The organism is Rhizobium sp. BK379 (assembly GCF_014193955.1).
Taxonomy (GTDB): Bacteria; Pseudomonadota; Alphaproteobacteria; order Rhizobiales; family Rhizobiaceae; genus Rhizobium.
This window is the reverse complement of sequence record NZ_JACIAD010000009.1, coordinates 1-19,271: the sequence shown is the minus strand read 5'-3', so window position 1 is coordinate 19,271 and position 19,271 is coordinate 1. Positions and strand designations below refer to the sequence as shown.

The 19,271-nt window shown below is 59.9% G+C and carries 16 protein-coding genes and 3 tRNA genes; 10 read left to right on the top strand and 9 right to left on the bottom strand.

All coding sequences use genetic code 11. The features are described 5' to 3' along the window. Positions 1-11 precede the first annotated feature (11 nt). Both FHT93_RS30160 and FHT93_RS30155 read right to left on the bottom strand, forming a co-directional pair. Complete coding sequence (locus FHT93_RS30160) at positions 12-1,304, bottom strand: dihydroorotase (protein WP_183850908.1); 1,293 nt, start codon at positions 1,302-1,304, stop codon at positions 12-14. Beyond that, on the bottom strand, positions 1,301-2,257 hold the full coding sequence (locus FHT93_RS30155) for an aspartate carbamoyltransferase catalytic subunit (protein ID WP_112544507.1): 957 nt from the start codon (positions 2,255-2,257) through the stop codon (positions 1,301-1,303). The genes FHT93_RS30160 and FHT93_RS30155 overlap by 4 nt, the downstream gene beginning before the upstream one ends. Positions 2,258-2,540: 283 nt before the next feature. Between FHT93_RS30155 and FHT93_RS30150 the strand changes: the two genes are divergently transcribed. Continuing rightward, positions 2,541-4,199 (top strand): acyl-CoA dehydrogenase family protein, encoded by a 1,659-nt coding sequence (locus tag FHT93_RS30150; RefSeq protein ID WP_183850907.1) that lies wholly within the window; start codon positions 2,541-2,543, stop codon positions 4,197-4,199. Further along, positions 4,199-4,816 carry a GNAT family N-acetyltransferase gene (locus FHT93_RS30145; protein WP_183851124.1) on the top strand — a complete coding sequence of 206 codons (618 nt, stop codon included), beginning with the start codon at positions 4,199-4,201 and terminating at the stop codon, positions 4,814-4,816. The genes FHT93_RS30150 and FHT93_RS30145 overlap by 1 nt, the downstream gene beginning before the upstream one ends. Positions 4,817-4,921: 105 nt before the next feature. Here FHT93_RS30145 and FHT93_RS30140 read toward each other — a convergent pair whose 3' ends face one another. After that, positions 4,922-7,774: a ribonuclease E/G gene (locus FHT93_RS30140; RefSeq protein ID WP_183850905.1), complete on the bottom strand. Its 2,853-nt coding sequence runs from the start codon at positions 7,772-7,774 to the stop codon at positions 4,922-4,924. A gap of 631 nt (positions 7,775-8,405) precedes the next feature. Between FHT93_RS30140 and FHT93_RS30135 the strand changes: the two genes are divergently transcribed. The 3 genes from FHT93_RS30135 to prfB all read left to right on the top strand — a co-directional run bounded on the left by FHT93_RS30135 (position 8,406) and on the right by prfB (position 13,626). Next, complete coding sequence (locus tag FHT93_RS30135; RefSeq protein ID WP_183850903.1) at positions 8,406-9,656, top strand: N-acetylmuramoyl-L-alanine amidase; 1,251 nt, start codon at positions 8,406-8,408, stop codon at positions 9,654-9,656. 258 nt (positions 9,657-9,914) lie between these two features. Further along, positions 9,915-12,374, top strand: a complete 2,460-nt coding sequence (locus FHT93_RS30130) for a penicillin-binding protein 1A (RefSeq protein WP_112968090.1) — start codon at positions 9,915-9,917, stop codon at positions 12,372-12,374. Positions 12,375-12,494: 120 nt separating this feature from the next. After that, a protein-coding gene (gene prfB, locus FHT93_RS30125; RefSeq protein WP_162710085.1) for a peptide chain release factor 2 occupies positions 12,495-13,626 on the top strand; the annotation gives its coding sequence in 2 pieces (ribosomal slippage) (positions 12,495-12,563 and positions 12,565-13,626; 1,131 coding nt in all). A gap of 180 nt (positions 13,627-13,806) precedes the next feature. Here prfB and FHT93_RS30120 read toward each other — a convergent pair. Together FHT93_RS30120 and FHT93_RS30115 are read right to left on the bottom strand one after the other, a co-directional pair. After that, entirely contained in the window at positions 13,807-14,337 is a 531-nt protein-coding gene (locus FHT93_RS30120; protein WP_113014122.1) for a hypothetical protein, read from the bottom strand. A gap of 4 nt (positions 14,338-14,341) precedes the next feature. Further along, positions 14,342-15,115, bottom strand: coding sequence for an NAD kinase (locus tag FHT93_RS30115; protein ID WP_113014081.1), 774 nt, complete (start codon positions 15,113-15,115; stop codon positions 14,342-14,344). 263 nt (positions 15,116-15,378) lie between these two features. Between FHT93_RS30115 and FHT93_RS30110 the strand changes: the two genes are divergently transcribed. Both FHT93_RS30110 and FHT93_RS30105 read left to right on the top strand, forming a co-directional pair. Then, positions 15,379-15,454, top strand: a tRNA-Thr gene (locus tag FHT93_RS30110). A 653-nt stretch (positions 15,455-16,107) separates the two neighbouring features. Beyond that, a complete protein-coding gene (locus tag FHT93_RS30105; protein ID WP_113014083.1) occupies positions 16,108-16,455 on the top strand; it encodes a hypothetical protein in 348 nt (115 codons plus the stop codon). 121 nt (positions 16,456-16,576) lie between these two features. On the opposite strand, the gene FHT93_RS30100 is transcribed toward FHT93_RS30105, so the two are convergent. The 3 genes from FHT93_RS30100 to rlmB form a co-directional block, all read right to left on the bottom strand. After that, positions 16,577-16,720 (bottom strand): hypothetical protein, encoded by a 144-nt coding sequence (locus tag FHT93_RS30100; RefSeq protein ID WP_162710083.1) that lies wholly within the window; start codon positions 16,718-16,720, stop codon positions 16,577-16,579. A 58-nt stretch (positions 16,721-16,778) separates the two neighbouring features. Beyond that, positions 16,779-16,937: a hypothetical protein gene (locus FHT93_RS30095; protein ID WP_183850901.1), complete on the bottom strand. Its 159-nt coding sequence runs from the start codon at positions 16,935-16,937 to the stop codon at positions 16,779-16,781. A gap of 185 nt (positions 16,938-17,122) precedes the next feature. Then, the gene (gene rlmB / locus FHT93_RS30090) at positions 17,123-18,013 is read right to left on the bottom strand and encodes a 23S rRNA (guanosine(2251)-2'-O)-methyltransferase RlmB (RefSeq protein ID WP_113014085.1); all 891 of its coding nucleotides are present in this window, start codon (positions 18,011-18,013) and stop codon (positions 17,123-17,125) included. A 203-nt stretch (positions 18,014-18,216) separates the two neighbouring features. Between rlmB and FHT93_RS30085 the strand changes: the two genes are divergently transcribed. Then, positions 18,217-18,301 (top strand) — tRNA-Tyr (locus tag FHT93_RS30085). 25 nt (positions 18,302-18,326) lie between these two features. Continuing rightward, positions 18,327-18,400 (top strand) — tRNA-Gly (locus FHT93_RS30080). Between the two features lie 35 nt (positions 18,401-18,435). Here the strand turns inward: FHT93_RS30080 and FHT93_RS30075 are convergent. Beyond that, positions 18,436-18,645: a hypothetical protein gene (locus FHT93_RS30075; RefSeq protein ID WP_183850899.1), complete on the bottom strand. Its 210-nt coding sequence runs from the start codon at positions 18,643-18,645 to the stop codon at positions 18,436-18,438. Between the two features lie 387 nt (positions 18,646-19,032). On the opposite strand from FHT93_RS30075, the gene FHT93_RS30070 reads away from it, so the two are divergent. Further along, positions 19,033-19,271 (top strand): GTP-binding protein (locus FHT93_RS30070; protein ID WP_246781761.1); only part of this gene is annotated, 239 nt, incomplete at its 3' end.

Here is a 19,271-nt window from a genome sequence, read left to right as displayed (position 1 = left end):
TAAGGCGGCCCTCAGTTCTGCAATCCGTAAACCAGCTTGCCCGCGACGTAGGTCGCAATCGCTCGCCCGCTGAATCGCGCATCCTCGAAAGGCGTGTTCTTCGAGCGGGAAAGAAGCATGTCCTTGGCAACAAGCCAAGGCTCCTCGATGTCGATGAGAGCGATATCCGCCTTGGCGCCCGGTTTCAGGGTGCCGGCATCGAGACCGAAGATCTGCGCCGGGCGCGTCGACATCGCATCGATCAGTCGCATCAGGCTGACCTGCTCGCTGTGATACAGGCGCAGGGCCGCCGCGAGCATGGTTTCGAGCCCGACAGCGCCATCCTCCGCTTCGCCGAAGGGCAGACGCTTGGTGTCGACATCCTGCGGATCGTGCGAGGACACGATGATATCGATCGCTCCCCTGGCCAGCGCGTCTGCCATGGCAACCCGGTCGTCCTCGGAGCGCAACGGCGGATAGAGCTTGAAGAAGGTGCGGTACTCGCCGATGTCGTTCTCGTTCAGCGCCAGATTATTGATCGAGACACCGCAGGTGACCTTGACGCCGCGCGAGCGGGCAAGCTCGATCGCCTCGACCGATTCCGGAACGGAGATCATGGCCGCATGGTAATTGCCGCGCGTCAGTTGGGCGATGCGCAGATCGCGTTCGAGCGGGATCACCTCCGCTTCCTTCGGAATGCCGGAGAGGCCGAGCCAGCTTGCAAGCAGGCCTTCATGCATGACACCGTTGGCGCCAAGATATTTGTCACGCGTGGCGCAGGAAATGACGGCGCCGAATTCGCGGGCATAGGTCATCACCCGGCGCAGAACCTGCGTATCGGAGATGCTGGAATGCGCATCGGTGAAGGCGACGGCGCCCGCCTGCATCAGCAGACCGAATTCCGTCATCTCCTCGCCGGAAAGACCCTTGGTGATGGCCGCTGCCGGATAGACATTGATTATGGCCGTATCCCGCGCCGTCTTCTTGACGAACTCGACCAGCGCGATGTCGTCGATGACGGGATGGGTATCCGGCATCATGATGATGGATGTCACGCCGCCCGCTGCCGCAGCGCGGCTTGCCGAAGCGATCGTCTCGCGGTGTTCGCCGCCCGGTTCGCCGATATGGACGCGTGCGTCGACGAGGCCAGGCGTGGCGACGAAGCCGGTGCAATCGCGAACAGTAGCGCCTTCGGGGGCACCCTGGTTCTGCGCCTCCTTGCCGGCTGCGACGATCAGGCCGTCCTTGACGATGATGGTGCCGACTTCATCGAGATTTCGGGAGGGATCAACAATGCGGACATTCTTGAGGACGAGATTGCTCATGCGCCCACTCCATCGGTGCGGGGTCCCTGGTTCTGGGAAACCAGCAGCGTCTCCATGACAGCCATGCGCACCGCGACCCCCATTTCCACCTGTTCGGCAATCACGCTCTGCGGGCCGTCCGCGACTTCGGAGGCGATTTCCACGCCGCGGTTCATCGGTCCTGGATGCATGACGAGCGCATCGTCCTTCGCCGCCTTCAGCGTTTCCGCGTCGAGGCCGTAAAAGTGGTAATATTCGCGCACCGACGGCACGAAGGCGCCGGACATGCGCTCGCGCTGCAGCCGCAGCATCATCACCACATCCGCGTCCTTCAGCCCTTCCTTCATCGAATGGAAGACCTCGACGCCCATCTCCGCAATGCCGGCCGGCAGCAGCGTGGCAGGAGCGACAACACGCACCCTGGCGCCCATGGCGTTCAGAAGCAGGATGTTGGAGCGCGCCACGCGTGAATGCAGGACGTCGCCGCAGATTGCCACGATGATACGCGACAGCCGGCCTTTGGCGCGGCGGATCGTCAGCGCGTCGAGCAGCGCCTGTGTCGGGTGCTCGTGCTGGCCATCGCCGGCATTGACGACGGAGCAGGAAACCTTCTGGGCGAGAAGCGCTGCGGCACCGGCGCTGGAGTGGCGGATGATCAGGACGTCCGGCCGCATCGCGTTCAGCGTCATCGCCGTGTCGATCAGCGTCTCGCCCTTCTTCACAGAGGAATTGCCGACCGACATGTTCATCACGTCGGCGCCGAGGCGCTTGCCTGCGAGTTCGAAGGAAGCTTGCGTTCGTGTCGATGCCTCGAAGAAGAGGTTGATCTGCGTCAGTCCCCGAAGGGTCGACGTCTTTTTTTCTCTCTGTCGGCTGATCTTGACGGCTTCGTCAGCCTTGTCGAGAAGATAGGTAATATCCTGCTCGGTGAGGCCCTTGATGCCAATGAGGTGGCGGTGGGGGAAAAAGACCATGACCCTGCCTCTTCTTGTCTTCGCGGGGTCTATAAAGAGTGCGGGGGGAAGGGGCAAGCGCGTGCTGTGCGCAAATCCCATGTTCCCCATGCATTTTCCGTCGAATCCCGCTACTGCATGATTCCTTAAATCGGAATCGATTTATGGATAAAATTATGCAGCAATTTAAGGTGCTACAGCGTCCTTTGCGCGTCTGAAAAGAGGCGCGGCGCTGTAGAGCAGAAATCTGCGAATCACGAACTTCCGGTTTCCTTTTTCCGGGTCCATGAAATAGAAGCGAACAATGACCTCCGCAAACCGGACTGAAGACAAACTCGCCGAACTCAACCAGCCAAGCCTCTGGTCGGGAATCAATGCCTATAGATCCGATCCGCTGATCGTCGATCTGACTGCCACGCTGCCGCGCACCATCCGTGAAGACCTTGAAAACATGGGTCGTTTCGTGACCTCGCCGGAAGCGCAGGAACTGGCGCGCATGGCAAACCAGGGCACGCCACAGCTGCGCACCCATGGCCCGCGCGGCGAACGTCTTGATATCGTCGAATTCCACCCCGCCTGGCATGCGCTGATGCGCCGTTCCATGGCATCCGGCCTGCATTCTTCCGTCTGGGATCCGCAGGCCGATACGGAGGCCAAGGATCAGTCCCACCATATTCGCGCAGCCCGTTTCTACCTGACGGCGCAGCTTGAATCCGGCCATCTTTGCCCGTTGACGATGACGAGCGCATCCGTTGCCGCTCTCTCGGCCTCGCCTGCGGTGCAGAAGGACTGGGCGCCCAAGATCCTGTCGCGCAAATATGACTCGTCGAACCGTCCGGCCATGCAGAAGTCCGCCGTGACGATCGGCATGGGCATGACGGAGAAACAGGGCGGTACGGATGTTCGCGCCAACAAGACCGCCGCGGAAAAAGTGAGCGAAGGCATTTACCGGCTCTCCGGCCATAAATGGTTCATGTCCGCGCCGATGAGCGACGCCTTCATCATGCTGGCGCAGACCAAGGAGGGCATGGGCTGCTTCCTGGTGCCGCGGCTGCTGGAAGATGGTTCCGCCAACGGCCTGCAATTCCAGCGCCTGAAGGACAAGGTCGGCAACCGCTCGAATGCTTCGTCCGAAGTGGAGTTCACCGATACGTTCGGTTTCCTGCTCGGCGGTCCTGATGCCGGCATCCGGACTATCCTCGATATGGTGACGCTGACGCGGCTCGATTGCGCGCTTGCCTCCTCGGGCATCATGCGCGCATCGCTGGCCGAAGCCGTGCATCACACCCGCGGCCGCAGCGTTTTTGGCAAGATGCTGGTCAATCAGCCGATCATGACGCGGGTGCTCGCCGACATGGCGCTCGATGTTGCCGCCGCAACAGCTCTTTCCTTCCGCCTGGCCGATGCCTTCGACAAGGCGCGCGGCAATGCCGAAGATGCCGCCTATGCCCGCGTCATGACACCGGTCGCCAAATACTGGTGCTGCAAGATTGCCCCGTCGTTGATCTACGAGGCGATGGAATGCATCGGCGGCAGCGGTTACATCGAAGAACGCCCGATCGCCCGCCACTACCGCGAAGCGCCGGTCAATGCGATCTGGGAAGGTTCGGGCAACGTCATGGCGCTCGATGTGCTGCGTGTGCTGAACCGCGGCAAGGATCTGTTCGAGACGGTGTTTGCAGGTTTTGCGCGCGATCTTGGACCGGCCGGAAAGAAGACGATCGATGTGCTGCGCGCCGCGATCGCGCTTTGCGAACAGGATGAGGGCGCTGCCCGCCTGCTCGTCGAGCAGCTGGCGCTCGTTGCCGGCGCCGCCGAGCTCTATCGGCTCGGAGCAGGGCGCATTGCCGACGCTTTCATCGAGACCCGTCTGGCGGGCGGCTGGCGCTCGACCTACGGCATGCTCGATTCCCGTTTCGACGCCAGCTACATCGTCGATCTGCTTTACCCGCCAGCGGCTTGATACAGGTGTTTCGGAACGCACGGCGGGACGATCTCGATCAGATCTACGGCATTTCGCTTGCGACCGGCAATGGCGGTCAGGATGCGAGCCACCTCTACCGTGACGGCCGCCTGATCGGCCATATCTATTCTGCGCCCTATGTCGTGCTCAACCCGCAAACGACCCTCGTTGCAGAGGATGAGATCGGAATCGCCGGCTACATCGTCGGCACCTACGATACAGCCGCCTTCGAAACGCGCCTTGAACGTGACTGGTGGCCCGCCCTGCGCGATCAATATGCCGATCCGGCCGGCGATCCCTCTGGATGGATGGCCGACGAGCGCCGCAGCTTTGCGATCCATCATCCGCGCACCACGTGGGCTGAGATCGTCACGGCCTACCCGGCTCATATCCATATGAACCTGATGCCACGCCTGCAGGGGCAGGGGGTCGGAAGCCGTCTTCTGGAGCAGTGGATATCTGAAGCGCGTCAGGCAGGTGTGCGCGGCATTCACCTCGGCGTCAACGCCGACAACCAGAGCGGCCTGCGCTTCTGGTCCTCCCGCGGCTTCGAGCGTCTGATCCCGCCGCTCATCCCGGCATCGGAAGCCTCTGTCTGGCTCGGCCGCACACTCTAAGCCTTTTCCCTTTGGCCACAGGCTGAGTATTCGTCATCTGTGGCACAAAAAATCCGGCTGCGTCGCCACAGCCGGATCATGTCACTTATCGCCAAAAATCATCTTTCAGAAGAAGCCGCGGCGCTGCCACCAGCCTGCCTTCTTCGGCTTGCCTTCACCTTCGGCTTCACCGTTATCGGTGCGGTTCGAGGTGACCGTCGGCTCGGAAGACGAGATATTGGATCCGCGGTTAGCGCGAGCCGGCTTGGCCTCTTCCTGAACAGGCTCGGCAAGATCTGCAGACGCTTCTGTCACTTCCGGCTCGGCTTCTGCTTCCACAGCCGGCGCTTCGATCACAGGCTCCTCGACCGGCGAAGGCGCGGCAGCAGCCTTGCGGCGACCGCGGCCACGGCCACGTGCCGGCTTGACCTCTTCGGCAACGCTCTCGCTGCCTTCGATAGCCGCCATGGCCGGCTGAGCATCGACAACGTCGACCGTAGCGACTTCGATTACTTCGGCTTCGGTCTCCGCGCTTTCCTCGGCTGCGGTATCATCGCCTTCGTCGGCATCGCCGCCCTCGGAAGCAGCGCTCGTCTCGGCGCCTTCCTCACCACGGTTGCGACGACCGCCACGCTTGCCGCGACGGCGGCGCTTGCGGCGCTGGGAGTCATCACCTTCGGCGCGGTCCTCCGCAGCACCTTCGGCGGCATCACTGTCGCCCTCGCTGCCCTCGTCCTCGCCCTCATCGCCATCGTCAGCTTCGCCGGAAACTGCATCTGCAGCAACCTGCTGCTCGGCATTGCCGTTGCGGCCGCGACGACGGCGGCGGCGCTTGCGCTTGCGTCCACCTTCGCCTTCGGCCTCTGCACGGGCAGCAGGACGGTCGGCGGCGGCAGGCTTTTCTTCCAACTCTTCGTCTTCCTCCTCGTCGTGCTCGATAACGACATCGTCATCATCGTCATCGGGGATGGCTGCGAAGTTGAAGAGGCTTTCGATCTTGACAGGGTTTTCGACCGGCTCGCCGCGATCGATCGCGAAATGCTGCGCGCCGACCGAACCGTCAGCATCGATGATGATCGCCACACCGAAGCGGGCTTCATAATCGACGATCGTCTGGCGCTTGTGGTTGAGCAGGTAGAGCGCGATATCGGGCGTCGTGCGAACGGTGATATTGTGCGTCGTGTTCTTGAGCAGATATTCCTCGACGCCGCGCAGCACATGCAGCGCAACGGAAGACTGCGAACGAACGTGGCCGGTGCCGCCGCAATGCGAGCAGACCTGCGTCGTCGATTCGAGAACGGAAGCGCGGATGCGCTGGCGCGACATTTCCAGAAGGCCGAAATGCGAGATACGGCCGACCTGGATGCGGGCGCGGTCGTTCTTCAGGCATTCCTTCAGCTTCTTCTCGACAGCGCGGTTGTTGCGCTTCTCTTCCATGTCGATGAAGTCGATGACGATCAGGCCGGCAAGGTCGCGCAGACGAAGCTGGCGGGCGACTTCGTCCGCTGCTTCGAGGTTCGTCTGGAGGGCCGTGTCCTCGATCGAGTGTTCACGGGTTGAACGGCCGGAGTTGACGTCGATCGAAACCAGCGCTTCCGTCTGGTTCATGATCAGGTAGCCGCCGGACTTCAGCGTCACCTGCGGCTGCAGCATACGGTCGAGCTGCGCCTCGATGCCGGAGCGCGAGAAAATCGGGTGGAGATCGCGATAGGGCTGAACCACCTTGGCGTGGCTCGGCATCAGCATCTTCATGAAGTCTTTCGCTTCGCGATAGCCTTCTTCGCCGGAGACGATGATCTCGCCGATATCCTTGTTGTAGAGGTCACGGATCGAGCGCTTGATGAGCGAACCTTCCTCGTAGACGAGGCAGGGAGCCGTCGAGGCGAGCGTCAGCGTGCGGACGTTCTCCCACAGGCGCATCAGATATTCGAAGTCGCGCTTGACCTCGACCTTGGTACGGTTGGCACCGGCCGTGCGCAGGATCACACCCATGCCCTGCGGCACTTCCAGCATGCGGGCGATTTCCTTCAGCCGCTTGCGGTCCTGCGGGTTGGTGATCTTGCGGGAAATGCCGCCGCCGCGCGCCGTGTTCGGCATCAGAACCGAATAGCGGCCTGCGAGCGAGAGATAGGTGGTGAGGGCAGCACCCTTGTTGCCGCGCTCTTCCTTGGCGACCTGCACCAGCAGGATCTGGCGGCGCTTGATGACTTCCTGGATGCGGTATTGCTTGCGCGGCTTGCGCTGAACACGATCCGGAACCTCTTCCATCGCGTCTTCGGCGCCGACGGATTCGATGACTTCCTCTTCGCCATGGTCGTCGTCATCATCGTCGTCGTCATGACGACGCTTGGAAACGTCGACATCCTCGGAGATGGTGTCCGTTTCAACCATCGCGGCCATCTCGCCGCCGGTCGAACCTTCGTCATCGTTGTCGGCGACCGATGCTTCCGGCGCCGCTGCTTCTTCTGCAACCGGCTCGGCTGCCTTCTTGCGGCTGCGGCGGGCGCGGGGCTTCTTGGCCGGCGCTTCTTCGGCGACGGGTGCAGCCTCTTCGGCGGGCGCAGCTACTTCTTCTGCAGCAACCGCCTCGGGCTGCTCGACCGGAACGATGCCGATATCGGGCTGATCCTGGGTCGAGAGATCGACGAGCGGGGCAGTCTCGACATGCTCGACATCTTCGTCGCGGCGATGCTCCTCCGCTTCGGCGCGAAGCAGGGCCTGGCGATCTGCCAGCGGTATCTGGTAATAATCAGGGTGGATTTCGGCGAAGGCCAGGAAGCCGTGCCGGTTGCCGCCGTAATCGACGAAGGCGGCCTGCAGCGAGGGTTCGACCCTCGTTACCTTTGCAAGATAGATGTTGCCGCGGATTTGCTTCTTGTGCTGGGACTCGAAGTCAAATTCTTCTATGCGGTTCCCGCGAACGACAACGACGCGCGTCTCTTCCTCGTGAGACGCATCGATAAGCATTTTGTCTGCCATGTAAGCTGAGCTCCTCGGCGAGGCCGCGAGAGCGCATTCCCGACTGCTGTTGACACAGGAAGAATGCGGTCCGCCGTGGCCGCGCCGGATAATGAAAGTCGCGATTGGTGCGAGGGAGAAGGCAGCAGCCAGACCGCAGCCGAAACGATTTCGTTCCGGGGCCTGTACACTTCAGATAAAACCTGCTGCGAAACCATCAACAACCAAGCGTGATCGACAATGACAAAGACCCGTTTCGGGTCCGATGAGTTTGCTCCCTGAGAGCGTGGTGGCTGATCCACCGATGAAATCCCAGCACGAAGCCGGAAAATCAGGATCCAGTTCTCGAGTGGAAATGCGTTAGACGGCGGACGATTACCGGTTGTGGCGCCAGGTCCGGGGGCCGGCTGGCTGCCTTGCGGCGACTCTATCCCGTCAACACTTCTACCCTAAAATTCGTTGTATGTTTTCTCTGTCACAATAGCAAGGGAAAAGCCAAATGTGCCATAATATTGATGGATTTCGTATCGCATAAACTTGTCGGGGATAAACGATCCCGATTCATGGGTCGGTGCGTATGCGCTCGCCTCTAGCGGGCGTCAGCGGGGACGGTGTAAGGTCCATCGCAGAGTAAATAGGGTGTGGCGGGCTATTGTTTAAGAGGTTTCGGATCGCGGCGAAGTTGTCCGCAGGGCGAAAATTGGGTTTTGCAGCGGGGCTTTTCGGCTTCGCAATGCTTTGCGCGGTTCCTGGAAGTGCCGCCGACGCGAAGAATCCCTTGCTGGCCTACGGAGCGCGTATCGTTGGCGACGATGCCAGGACCCGCATCGTCATCGATTTCGACCGCGAGCCCCGTTTTTCCGTCCATTATATTGCCAATCCTGAGCGCATCGTCGTCGACCTGCCGGCAACCGCTTTCGGCTTTCCGGCCAAAGATCTCGAGGCGCGCGGCCTCTTCAAGGACATCCGTTATGGCGCCATGGATGAAGGCAGCGCCCGCATCGTGTTGACGGCGGCACGCCCGGTCCAACTCGCCCTTGCCAAGGTGCAGACGGATGAGAGCGGCAATGATCACAGGCTCGTTCTCGATGCCGAGATGATCGACAAGCAGAAATTCGCCGAGCTTGTGAAGACCCAATCCTGGAGCGACAAGGCGGATGCGGCGGAGACGACGAGTGCCATTCCCCAGCCGGAAAAGGCTGCACCCGGTGATTTCGTCATCGCCGTCGATGCCGGCCACGGCGGCATCGATACGGGCGCCATCGGCGTCGATACGAAGACAGAGGAAAAGCAGGTGACGCTTGCCTTCGCCAAGGCGCTGGCTGATCGCCTGAACAAGGAGCCGGGCATCAAGGCTTTCCTGACGCGCGACGACGACGAATTCCTGTCGCTCTCGCAGCGTGTGCTGATTGCCCGGCAGAACCATGCGGGCCTTTTCATTTCGCTGCACGCAGATACGCTGAAGCAGAAGGATATTCGCGGCGCGACGGTCTACACGATTTCAGACAAGGCTTCGGACAAGCTCGCCGCCGATCTTGCCGAACGCGAAAACCTGTCGGACCAGATCGCCGGCAAGGAAACGACCGCCGAACCGCCTGAGGTCGCTGATATTCTGCTGGACCTGACGCGGCGTGAGACGCAGGCCTTTTCGATTTCGCTCGCCGAAAGCGTGCTTGCCTCTTTCAAGGATCAGGTTGGCACGATCAACAATCCGCACCGTCACGCGGGTTTTCGGGTGCTGCAGGCGCCGGACGTTCCGTCGATCCTGCTCGAGCTCGGCTTCCTCTCCAATGTCGAAGACGAAAAACGCCTGCTCGATGATGCCTGGCGGTTGAAGATGGCCGATCTCCTGGCCGATGCGGTGAAGCGCTACCGCACGGGCCTGATGGCGAATGGCGGGTAAACCGGGCGTTGCCTGGAAGTGACACTCGCGCCTAAACCGGAGCCCTTGCGGAAAGGGGAGCGGAAAGTGGCAGGACGGGCCCTATTTTGCTCACATTCGCGCCGTTACTCCGATCTATATGTTTCGCGCAAGTGAGACGAAATCGGCTTGTAGCGCCAGCGCGCATGGAGTAAGCCGCGCAACGTGCAAAGAGACATGATCTGTGCGATTGTGCGGCTGCGCCGATCTAATGATTAGAAATACCGGTAGCTGAAAAATATGGTTAGACTTCTTGGATATTTCTTCGGGATAGCATGCGTCCTGTTCCTGGGCGCCGCGGCGGTTGTTGCCGTCTACATTGCGAATGTCGCGAAGGATCTTCCTGACTATGCTGTGCTCAACAGCTACGCCCCGCCGGTCACCACCCGCGTCCATGCGGGTAATGGTGCGCTCATGGCCGAATACGCCAAGGAAAAGCGCCTCTTCCTGCCGATCCAGGCTATCCCGGACCGCGTCAAGGCTGCTTTCCTGTCGGCCGAAGACAAGAATTTCTACAACCATCCCGGCGTCGATCTGACCGGTCTTGGCCGTGCCATCCTCGTCAACCTTCAGAATTTCGGCTCCGGCCGCCGCCCGGTCGGTGCATCGACGATTACCCAGCAGGTGGCAAAGAACTTCCTTCTGACCTCCGACCAGACGATCGACCGCAAGATCAAGGAAGCGATCCTGTCCTTCCGCATCGAGCAGGCCTACAGCAAGGACAAGATCCTCGAGCTTTACCTCAACGAGATCTTTTTCGGTCTGAACTCCTACGGTATCGGCAGTGCCTCGCTCACCTATTTCAACAAGTCGGTCACCGAACTGACGATCGCCGAATCTGCCTATCTCGCATCGCTGCCGAAGGGGCCGGCAAATTATCATCCCTTCCGCCATCCGGATGCAGCACTTGAGCGCCGTAACTGGGTCATCGACCGCATGGTCGAGAATGGTTATGTGAGCCAGAGCGACGGCGAGGATGCCAAGAAGCAGCCGCTCGGCGTCACCGCCCGCAATAGCGGACCGTCTCTTTTTGCTTCCGATTATTTCGCCGAGGCTGTCCGTCGCCAGCTCATCGATCAGTATGGCGAGAAGTCGCTGTACGAGGGCGGCCTCTCGGTGCGCACGTCGCTCGATCCGCAGATGCAGCTCTTTGCGCGCAAGGCGCTGCAGGACGGCCTGACCAATTACGACGAGCGTCGCGGTTTCCATGGACCGGTCAAGCAGATCAGCATGTCGGGTGATTGGGGTCCGGCGCTCGCCGAAGTGCCCGCTCTCTCGGACGTGCCGGAATGGCGCCTGGCAGTCGTGCTCGCTGTTTCCAGTGACAGCGTCGATATCGGCCTTCAGCCACCCAAGGATGGCGGCGGCAAGGTCGCAGCCCAACGCGAGCGTGGTTCGATTGCAGCCAAGGATATGCAGTGGGCATTCCGCTCCGCCGCCGGCGACCGCAAGACGACGAAGTCGCCGGTCGGCGTCGTCTCGGCCGGAGATGTCGTCTACGTCGAGCGCCTCGGCGGCGACAATTCGACCTCCTATCGTCTGCGCCAGCCGCCGAAGGTTCAGGGTGGTCTTGTCGCCATGGACCCGAAGACCGGCCGCGTTCTCGCCATGGTCGGCGGCTTCTCCTATGCCCAGTCGGAATTCAACCGCGCAACGCAGGCGATGCGCCAGCCGGGTTCCTCCTTCAAGCCGTTCGTTTACGCCGCTGCCATGGACAACGGCTACACGCCGGCCTCGGTCATCATGGACGCGCCGATCGAGATCGTTTCGGGCGGTCAGGTCTGGAAGCCGGAAAACTACGGCGGCGAAGTCGGCGGCCCCTCGACGCTGCGCTCCGGTATCGAGAATTCGCGCAACCTGATGACGGTGCGCCTCGCCAATGACCTCGGCATGAACATCGTTGCCGAATATGCCGAACGTTTCGGCGTCTACGACAAGATGCCGCCGCTGCTCGCCATGTCGCTCGGTTCGGGTGAAACGACGGTGCTGCGCATGGTCTCGGCTTATTCGGTCATTGCCAATGGCGGCAAGCAGATCAAGCCGACCCTGATCGACCGCATCCAGGACCGCTATGGCAAGACGATCTTCAAGCATGAAGAGCGTCTTTGCGAAGGCTGCAATGCCGGCGACTGGCAGAACCAGGAAGAACCCAACATCGTCGACAACCGCGAACAAGTTCTCGATCCGATGACCTCCTACCAGATCACCTCGATGATGCAGGGTGTCATCCAGCGCGGTACGGCCGCTGGCAAGGTCGATCTCTCCGGCCGTGACGTTGCCGGCAAGACCGGTACGACCAACGATGAAAAGGACGCCTGGTTTGTCGGCTTCACGCCGGATCTGGTGGCGGGCCTCTATCTCGGCTTCGATACGCCGGCACCGCTCGGACGCGGCGGTACGGGCGGCGTTCTCTCGGCGCCGATCTTCAATGAATTCATGCAGGCGGCCGTCAAGGACATGCCGGAATCCAAGTTCGTGGTCCCGGCCGGCATGAACATGATCGCGATCAACCGCAAGACCGGCATGGCTGCTGCCGATGGCGAGCCAGGCACCATCATCGAAGCCTTCAAGCCGGGCACCGGTCCCGCTGACAGCTTCTCCGTCATCGGCATGGATGGCACGATGGCGCCGGAAGAAATCCTGCGTACGTCGCCCCAGGCAAACCAGGCGGTGCAGACCAACACGCCCGGCCTGTTCTGATCGAGACCGATTGCCTTTGCGCCCGCCACGGCTCTTTACATCCGCGGCGGGCGTCTCTATGTCACCAGCCTTGCAGAATACCCCGGCACTCACAGAATACCGAAGCAAAGAAGCAGGAAAATGCGAGCGGAAATCCAGAACGTAGTCGATGAAACCAAGCAGGCTATCACCCTGCTGAGGAGGCATCTTTGACTGGGACCAGGCGGTAAGACGACTGGACTGGTTGAATAACAAGGCAGAGGACCCCAACCTCTGGAACGATGCGCAGGAAGCCCAGAAGCTGATGCGCGAGCGTCAGCAGCTCGATGACGGCATCAATGGCGTCAAGGCGCTGGAACAGCAGCTTTCCGACAATGTCGAGCTCATCGATCTCGGGGAAGAAGAAGGCGACGAAAGCATCGTCAAGGAAGCTGAGGCCGCGCTGAAAAGCCTGCAGGCCGAGGCGGCCCGGCGACAGGTCGAAGCCATGCTGTCAGGCGAAGCCGATGGCAACGACACCTATCTGGAAGTCCATTCCGGCGCAGGCGGCACGGAAAGCCAGGACTGGGCGAACATGCTTCTGCGCATGTACACTCGCTGGGCCGAGCGCCAGCGCTTCAAGGTCGAGCTTTTGGAAGTGCATGACGGCGAAGAGGCCGGCATCAAGTCCGCAACGCTGCTCGTAAAGGGCCACAACGCCTATGGCTGGCTGAAGACCGAATCTGGCGTGCACCGTCTGGTGCGCATCTCGCCTTACGACAGCAATGCGCGCCGCCACACGTCCTTCTCGTCGATTTGGGTCTATCCCGTCGTTGATGACTCGATCCAGATCGAGATCAACGAAAGTGATTGCCGTATCGACACCTACCGTTCGTCGGGCGCTGGCGGCCAGCACGTCAACACGACAGACTCGGCCGTGCGCATCACGCATATACCGACAGGCATCGTCGTGCAGTGTCAGCAGGAGCGTTCGCAGCACAAGAATCGCGCCAAGGCCTGGGACATGCTGCGCGCCCGCATGTACGAAGCGGAGCTGAAGAAGCGCGAGGACGCCGCCAACGCAGAAGCCGCTTCCAAAACGGATATCGGTTGGGGCCACCAGATCCGCTCCTACGTTCTGCAGCCCTACCAGCTCGTCAAGGACTTGCGCACCGGCGTTGCGAGCACCGCTCCCGATGACGTGCTCGATGGCGATCTGAACGAGTTCATGGAAGCAGCACTCGCTCACCGCATCAGCGGGGCAGCCGATGCGGTCGTCGACGACGTCGACTAAACTGCAAAAATCATATTGAGCTAGGAAGCCCCGGAAACGGGGCTTTTCTATTTTCAGATACCCGCTGAAATGTCCATTCCGTGAAAGAACGTCTCCCGATCGCCCAGTCGCGTCTCGTCGTGGAGTGGGCCTTCTCGAAGTCAGGTTTAACGGCTTAGCCCCGATGAATAGTCCGCGACCTCAGTTGGTCGCCTTCTCCACGGTAATATCCCCAAACTCGTCGATCAGCACTGTCCAGCCGTCGGGCTCGGCAGCCGGATCGGTCTTCAGATAGACGGTGGCGAAAAGGCCAGGTTCCTTGATGAAGCCGCTCGAATTTTCGGGCCGGATGTCAGTGATATAGGGCTTGAGATCGCTGATTTCCTGCAGTTCGACCGTCGAAAGAATGGCAGGTCCGTCGTCTATCTGCGCGATCTGCTGCAGAAAGACCCTTGAAGTCTTGTCCGCCTGACGCACGGCAAAAAGCTTGTAATAGCCGTGCCGCTGCTCCGGCTTGGCAGCCCCGCCGCTCACATTTTGTGCGCTGACGCTTTGCGTGGTTGTCGGGGCACGTTCCACCGGAAGCGAATTGCCGTCATCTTCCCAATAGCCCGTACTGGTCGCGAAGATGATCGAGGCCGGGAGAATGTCGTCATGAACGGTCTGCGCCTCGGCGGCGACCGACCATCCCGAAACGAGGAGCGCCATTATCACTGCTTGCCGCATCGCCATCATTTCAATCCTCGAACTGTTCTGCCAGAATCCGGTCGGACCAGGAGCGGTCAGGATCGGAAAGGATGCGTGCCGTCATATCTTCGGACTGGGCGATGCGCACCTGGAGTATGGATTTGATCTCCGTATTGTCGGCGACCGCATTTACCGGCCGCTTCTCCGCTTCCAAAATATGGATGTCGACGGTCACCCGGTTGGGAAGCAGCGCTCCGCGCCAGCGCCGCGGCCGGAAGGCGCTCACGGGCGTCATGGCGAGAAGAGGCGCGTCAAGCGGCAGGATCGGGCCGTGGGCAGAAAGATTGTAGGCCGTCGAGCCCGCGGGCGTTGCCACCATCAACCCATCGCAGATCAATTCCTCCAATCGCACGTGTCCGTCGATTTCCACCCTGAGCTTCGCTGCCTGATAGGATTGCCGGAAAAGATAGACCTCGTTGATTGCAAGCGCCGAGGACTTGCTGCCGTCGGCATTGGACGTCGTCATCTTCAGCGGATGAAAGGCATTCTCGACGGCGGCACAAATGCGGTCAGGCAGGTCGGCAGTCTTGTAGTCGTTCATGAGAAAGCCGACCGAGCCGCAATTCATGCCGTAGACGAGTTTGCCGCTGTTCATCGTGCTGTGCAGCGTCTGAAGCATGAAGCCGTCGCCGCCGAGCGCAACGATGACATCGGCTTCGTTCGCAGGCACGTCGCCATAAAGGCGAATCAATTCGTCTCGCGCGGCGAGTGCTTCCGTGGTCGGCGAGGCGATAAAAGAAAGCGTCTGAAATGAACGGCCCATGCAATGCCCTTTGTTATGCTGCTCTAGCTAAAGGATAAAGGGCTTGTACGACAAGACGTTTTGCGTTGCGGGCGAAGTTCGGATGATCTTGGGCTCCCGTAAATCGCCGGACGATTCGAAGGACCAACAGGTCCATATCCAAGCCTCGCAGGCTTTTCCCAACCAGTGCATTGATCGGCAGCCGCTGTGGATAGCGTCAAAGGACAGCCGGAAAGGGCAAATTTTCTTTACAAAAGATCAGAATCTGCTACTTCGCACGCATTGCCCTTGTAGCTCAGTTGGTAGAGCACCTGATTTGTAATCAGGGGGTCGCGGGTTCGAACCCTGCCGGGGGCACCATACAATCGCAAGCGATATCAAACGCTTAATCAGAATGCCGCCCGTCTGAGGCGGTTTTTTTGTGCGCAAATTATTTCGAGAGTTACCGTGTTTTCCGGGCTTTTGCCGATGCAGCTGTGATTCCTCAGGAACGAGGGATGTCGTCGCAGGTGGCCCTGCTTTATCGATTCGAACGGAAACGGTACTGGCGTCAAGTTTCGCGATGCGACTGGAACACTTCAGTAGCTGCAAGACAGCGCGTTGGTGGGCCTGAACCCGTGGGCGCAGGCGGGATTGACGGAAGTCCTGGGCTGATATTGGAAATCGGGGCGATTTGTAGCCGGGTGTGTCGTGCAGGACGAAGCGAGTATGCTCACGCCGATCAGTGCGGCGCTAACTATGAGTGTCCGGAATCTACTCTTCATGATTACCTTCCCTGACAACGCACCGGAATGGAAAATGTCGCTATACCGGACATAGGCAAGGGGCGTGGCGCAAAATGACCGCTCCATTTCGCTTCAACAGCTTCTAACAGCGGCCTATCAATAAACAAGCGCGGGGGCACCAGCTTTAAAAGGCCATTCCACTACATGAACGGAGACTGAAGGCTCGCTTCAGCAGCAATTCAGGGACATCAGGCCATTCTCGCTTCATCAGAAACGAGGAAGTGAGCCATGAGGATCTCCAGTCTTCTCCTAGCAGCCGCCCTTTCGGCCGGTACTTTGTTTTCCGCTGTAGCTCCGGCTGCGGCCATCCCTCTCGAGCGTTCGGCAGTCGCTCAACAGGGCGATATTATCCAGGTCCGCGGCGGCGATCGGGATTGGGGTGACCGCGATCGGGGTGATCGCGATTGGGGCGATCGCCGTGACTGGCGAGAGCGCCGTGAGTGGCGTGAGCGTCGCTACTGGCGCCCGGCCTGGGGCTATGAACGCCGCTGGAACCCATGGCGGGAAGAGCGTTGGCGCGAGCGTCACGAGTGGCGGCGCCACCATGGTGGACCCTATTGGCTCTACCGGAGCTGATCGCTAACCGAGAAAGTAATTCCAGCTCCAGAAAAATCCCGCCGCAATTTCTCGCGGCGGGATTTTTGCTTGATCGGTTCAGACGCATTGTCTGCGCCTTGTCCGATGAGACGATGCGCAGTCACTTTTGCGCGGGTTCGTTCACGCTCGATTCGATCTTCGTACCATTGCCGGTCTGCCCCGCACCGGACGGTGACATCATTGCGATGCTGAGAACGGAGGCAATCATGACGACAACGACGGCAATCATCAGGCGCATAGACATTGAATCCCTGTTTGTCTGCGGGGATTAACGTCTGACCGCTTTACCGGTTCCGGATCTGCTATTGCACGGATGGAGGAGGATTGGATGGCGTCGTTGATGGCGCCAGGGGATCAGGTTGGCGGATAGGGTGCGACTTGTCCACCCAGATGATGCTCAAAATGACCATGACGAAGACCGCGATGAAGAGAACGCCGAAGATCAGCGGTCGAAATGCCATAATGCGGATTTCCTTTTTACCGACGCCCCGAGGGTAAAATGCGTCGCCGATCTTAGCGACCGGCGCGCTCTTTCCAAGGCCCAATATGGACCATGAGGGCAGGTGTTCAACCGCGATGGCCCGCCAAGCAGGCCTCCGCTCTCAATTGACTGCGCGTGATACAACGGAAACCTGTCGGCTGCCGCCTACGCTTTCACGTGCAGCCTTGCCGCATAAAGGGCAATCGCCGCGGCATTCGATACGTTCAGCGATTTGATGGCGCCGGGCATATCGAGCCGTGCGAGCGCGTTGACCGTCTCCCGCGTCTTCTGCCGCAGGCCCTTACCTTCCGAGCCGAGAACCAGCGCGATTCTGTCGCCCGAAAAAGTGCCTTCTAGCGCTGCCGGTCCTTCCGAATCGAGCCCGATCGTGAAGAAGCCGAGCTTGTGCAACTCGCCGAGCGCATCCGAGAGATTGGTGATCTGTATATAAGGTATGAGCTCCAGCGCGCCGGAAGCCGATTTGGCGAGCACGCCCGATTCGGTGGGGCTGTGTCTCTGGGTGGTGATAACGGCGCCTGCATTGAAGGCGACGGCCGAACGCATGATGGCGCCGACATTGTGCGGATCGGTCACCTGATCGAGCACGAGAAGCAATGGGCTATTCTTCAGTGCTTCCAACCGTCGGACGGGCAGGGGGCGCGTTTCGAGCATTACCCCCTGATGGATCGCCTCCGGGCCGAGCACCTTGTCGATATCTTGAGGAGAAACCATTTCGAGCGGGATGCCGATCGTATCCGGATCGATCTCCAGCCGTGCCAGAGCATTCTGTGTCACCGACAGCTTGATGTTCCTGCGTTCAGGGTTTTCGAGCGCGGCGCGAACGGTATGAAGGCCGTAGAGGAAGACCTGGTCGGGAGCCAATGCGGGCGGTTTCCAGTCGTCTCCGCCACGCTTGCGTTTCTGTGGCGCGGGTGTCGGGATTTCACCGCGTTCGCGCTTGCCGTCGCGATGCGCGCGCCGCAATGTTGCGTAATGCGTGTCCTTTGCGGACTTGTCGGTGGCGGGCTTGTCGCCGGATTTGTTATCTTTGCTCATGCGGCTTTATAACGATGGCGCCTGTTGCCGCATAGGCTTTCTTTCATGTGCCGGCTTTCAACAGGCGATGAAATTTTTCCTGTCTTTTCCATTGTCATCGTGTTGACAGACTGAAATCGTCCGGTCATATACGCGGCGCAGACGACGGGCGGCAACGCTTCAATGTCTGACAAACTTGGTCTTCAAGATCCGGACGAAAAACTGGAGAGATGCCCGAGTGGTTAAAGGGGACGGACTGTAAATCCGTTGGCTCAGCCTACGTTGGTTCAAATCCAACTCTCTCCACCATTCGTCATTGGATCGGACCAACCCCGCGGGTATAGCTCAATGGTAGAGCAGCAGCCTTCCAAGCTGAATACGCGGGTTCGATTCCCGCTACCCGCTCCAGCTTCTCCGATATCATCGCAGGATCGCGCCGGCTTTCAGAACTCGAAAACGAGGTTCATGAAATTGCCGATCATCCAGTAGCCGAGCACCCCTATGGCAATGCCGGCGATGAAGACCGACGACTGGCCCGTGTTCCTTTTGACGCTCGTGTTCGTATCCGTATCGTCGTCGTCACGCGGATAGCCGAACGCACGATGGTCTTCCGTGAATGCCGAATAGTGGTTGCTATAGCTCTCCGATTGCATTGAGTGTCCCTCCGTATATTAGAGGGATATCATGAAAGTTTTCCCGTTCCGTGAAATCAATTGGTAAAATGTAAGCTAATCTTGTTGGCAGGCATTGCGCCGCCGGTATTGCAAGGCATCCGGGCATCGCTCGCGGAAGCACCGGTCCGCACCTGCCTCAATAAAGCCGGAAGCGGCAATACCTCTCGATTTTGCCTTGGATTTCAGGCGTTTTCGGGAGAGTGCGGGCGAATCGCCTTGCGGGTTGCGAATTATCTCCCATATGCGCTGGCACGCCAAGAATGGCGTCTGCAATTAAGTCTTGCGCAATTTCGCCGAAAGCCTTAAACGGCGGCACTAAACCGGTTCGCCGGGGTCACCCATTTTACGTCCACAGGAAGCATTCAAATGGCAAAGAGTAAGTTTGAGCGCAACAAGCCGCACGTCAACATTGGCACGATCGGCCACGTTGACCACGGCAAGACGTCTCTGACGGCAGCGATCACGAAGTACTTCGGTGAGTTCAAGGCGTATGACCAGATCGACGCTGCGCCGGAAGAAAAGGCACGCGGCATCACCATTTCGACGGCTCACGTCGAGTATGAGACGCCGAACCGTCACTATGCGCACGTCGACTGCCCCGGCCA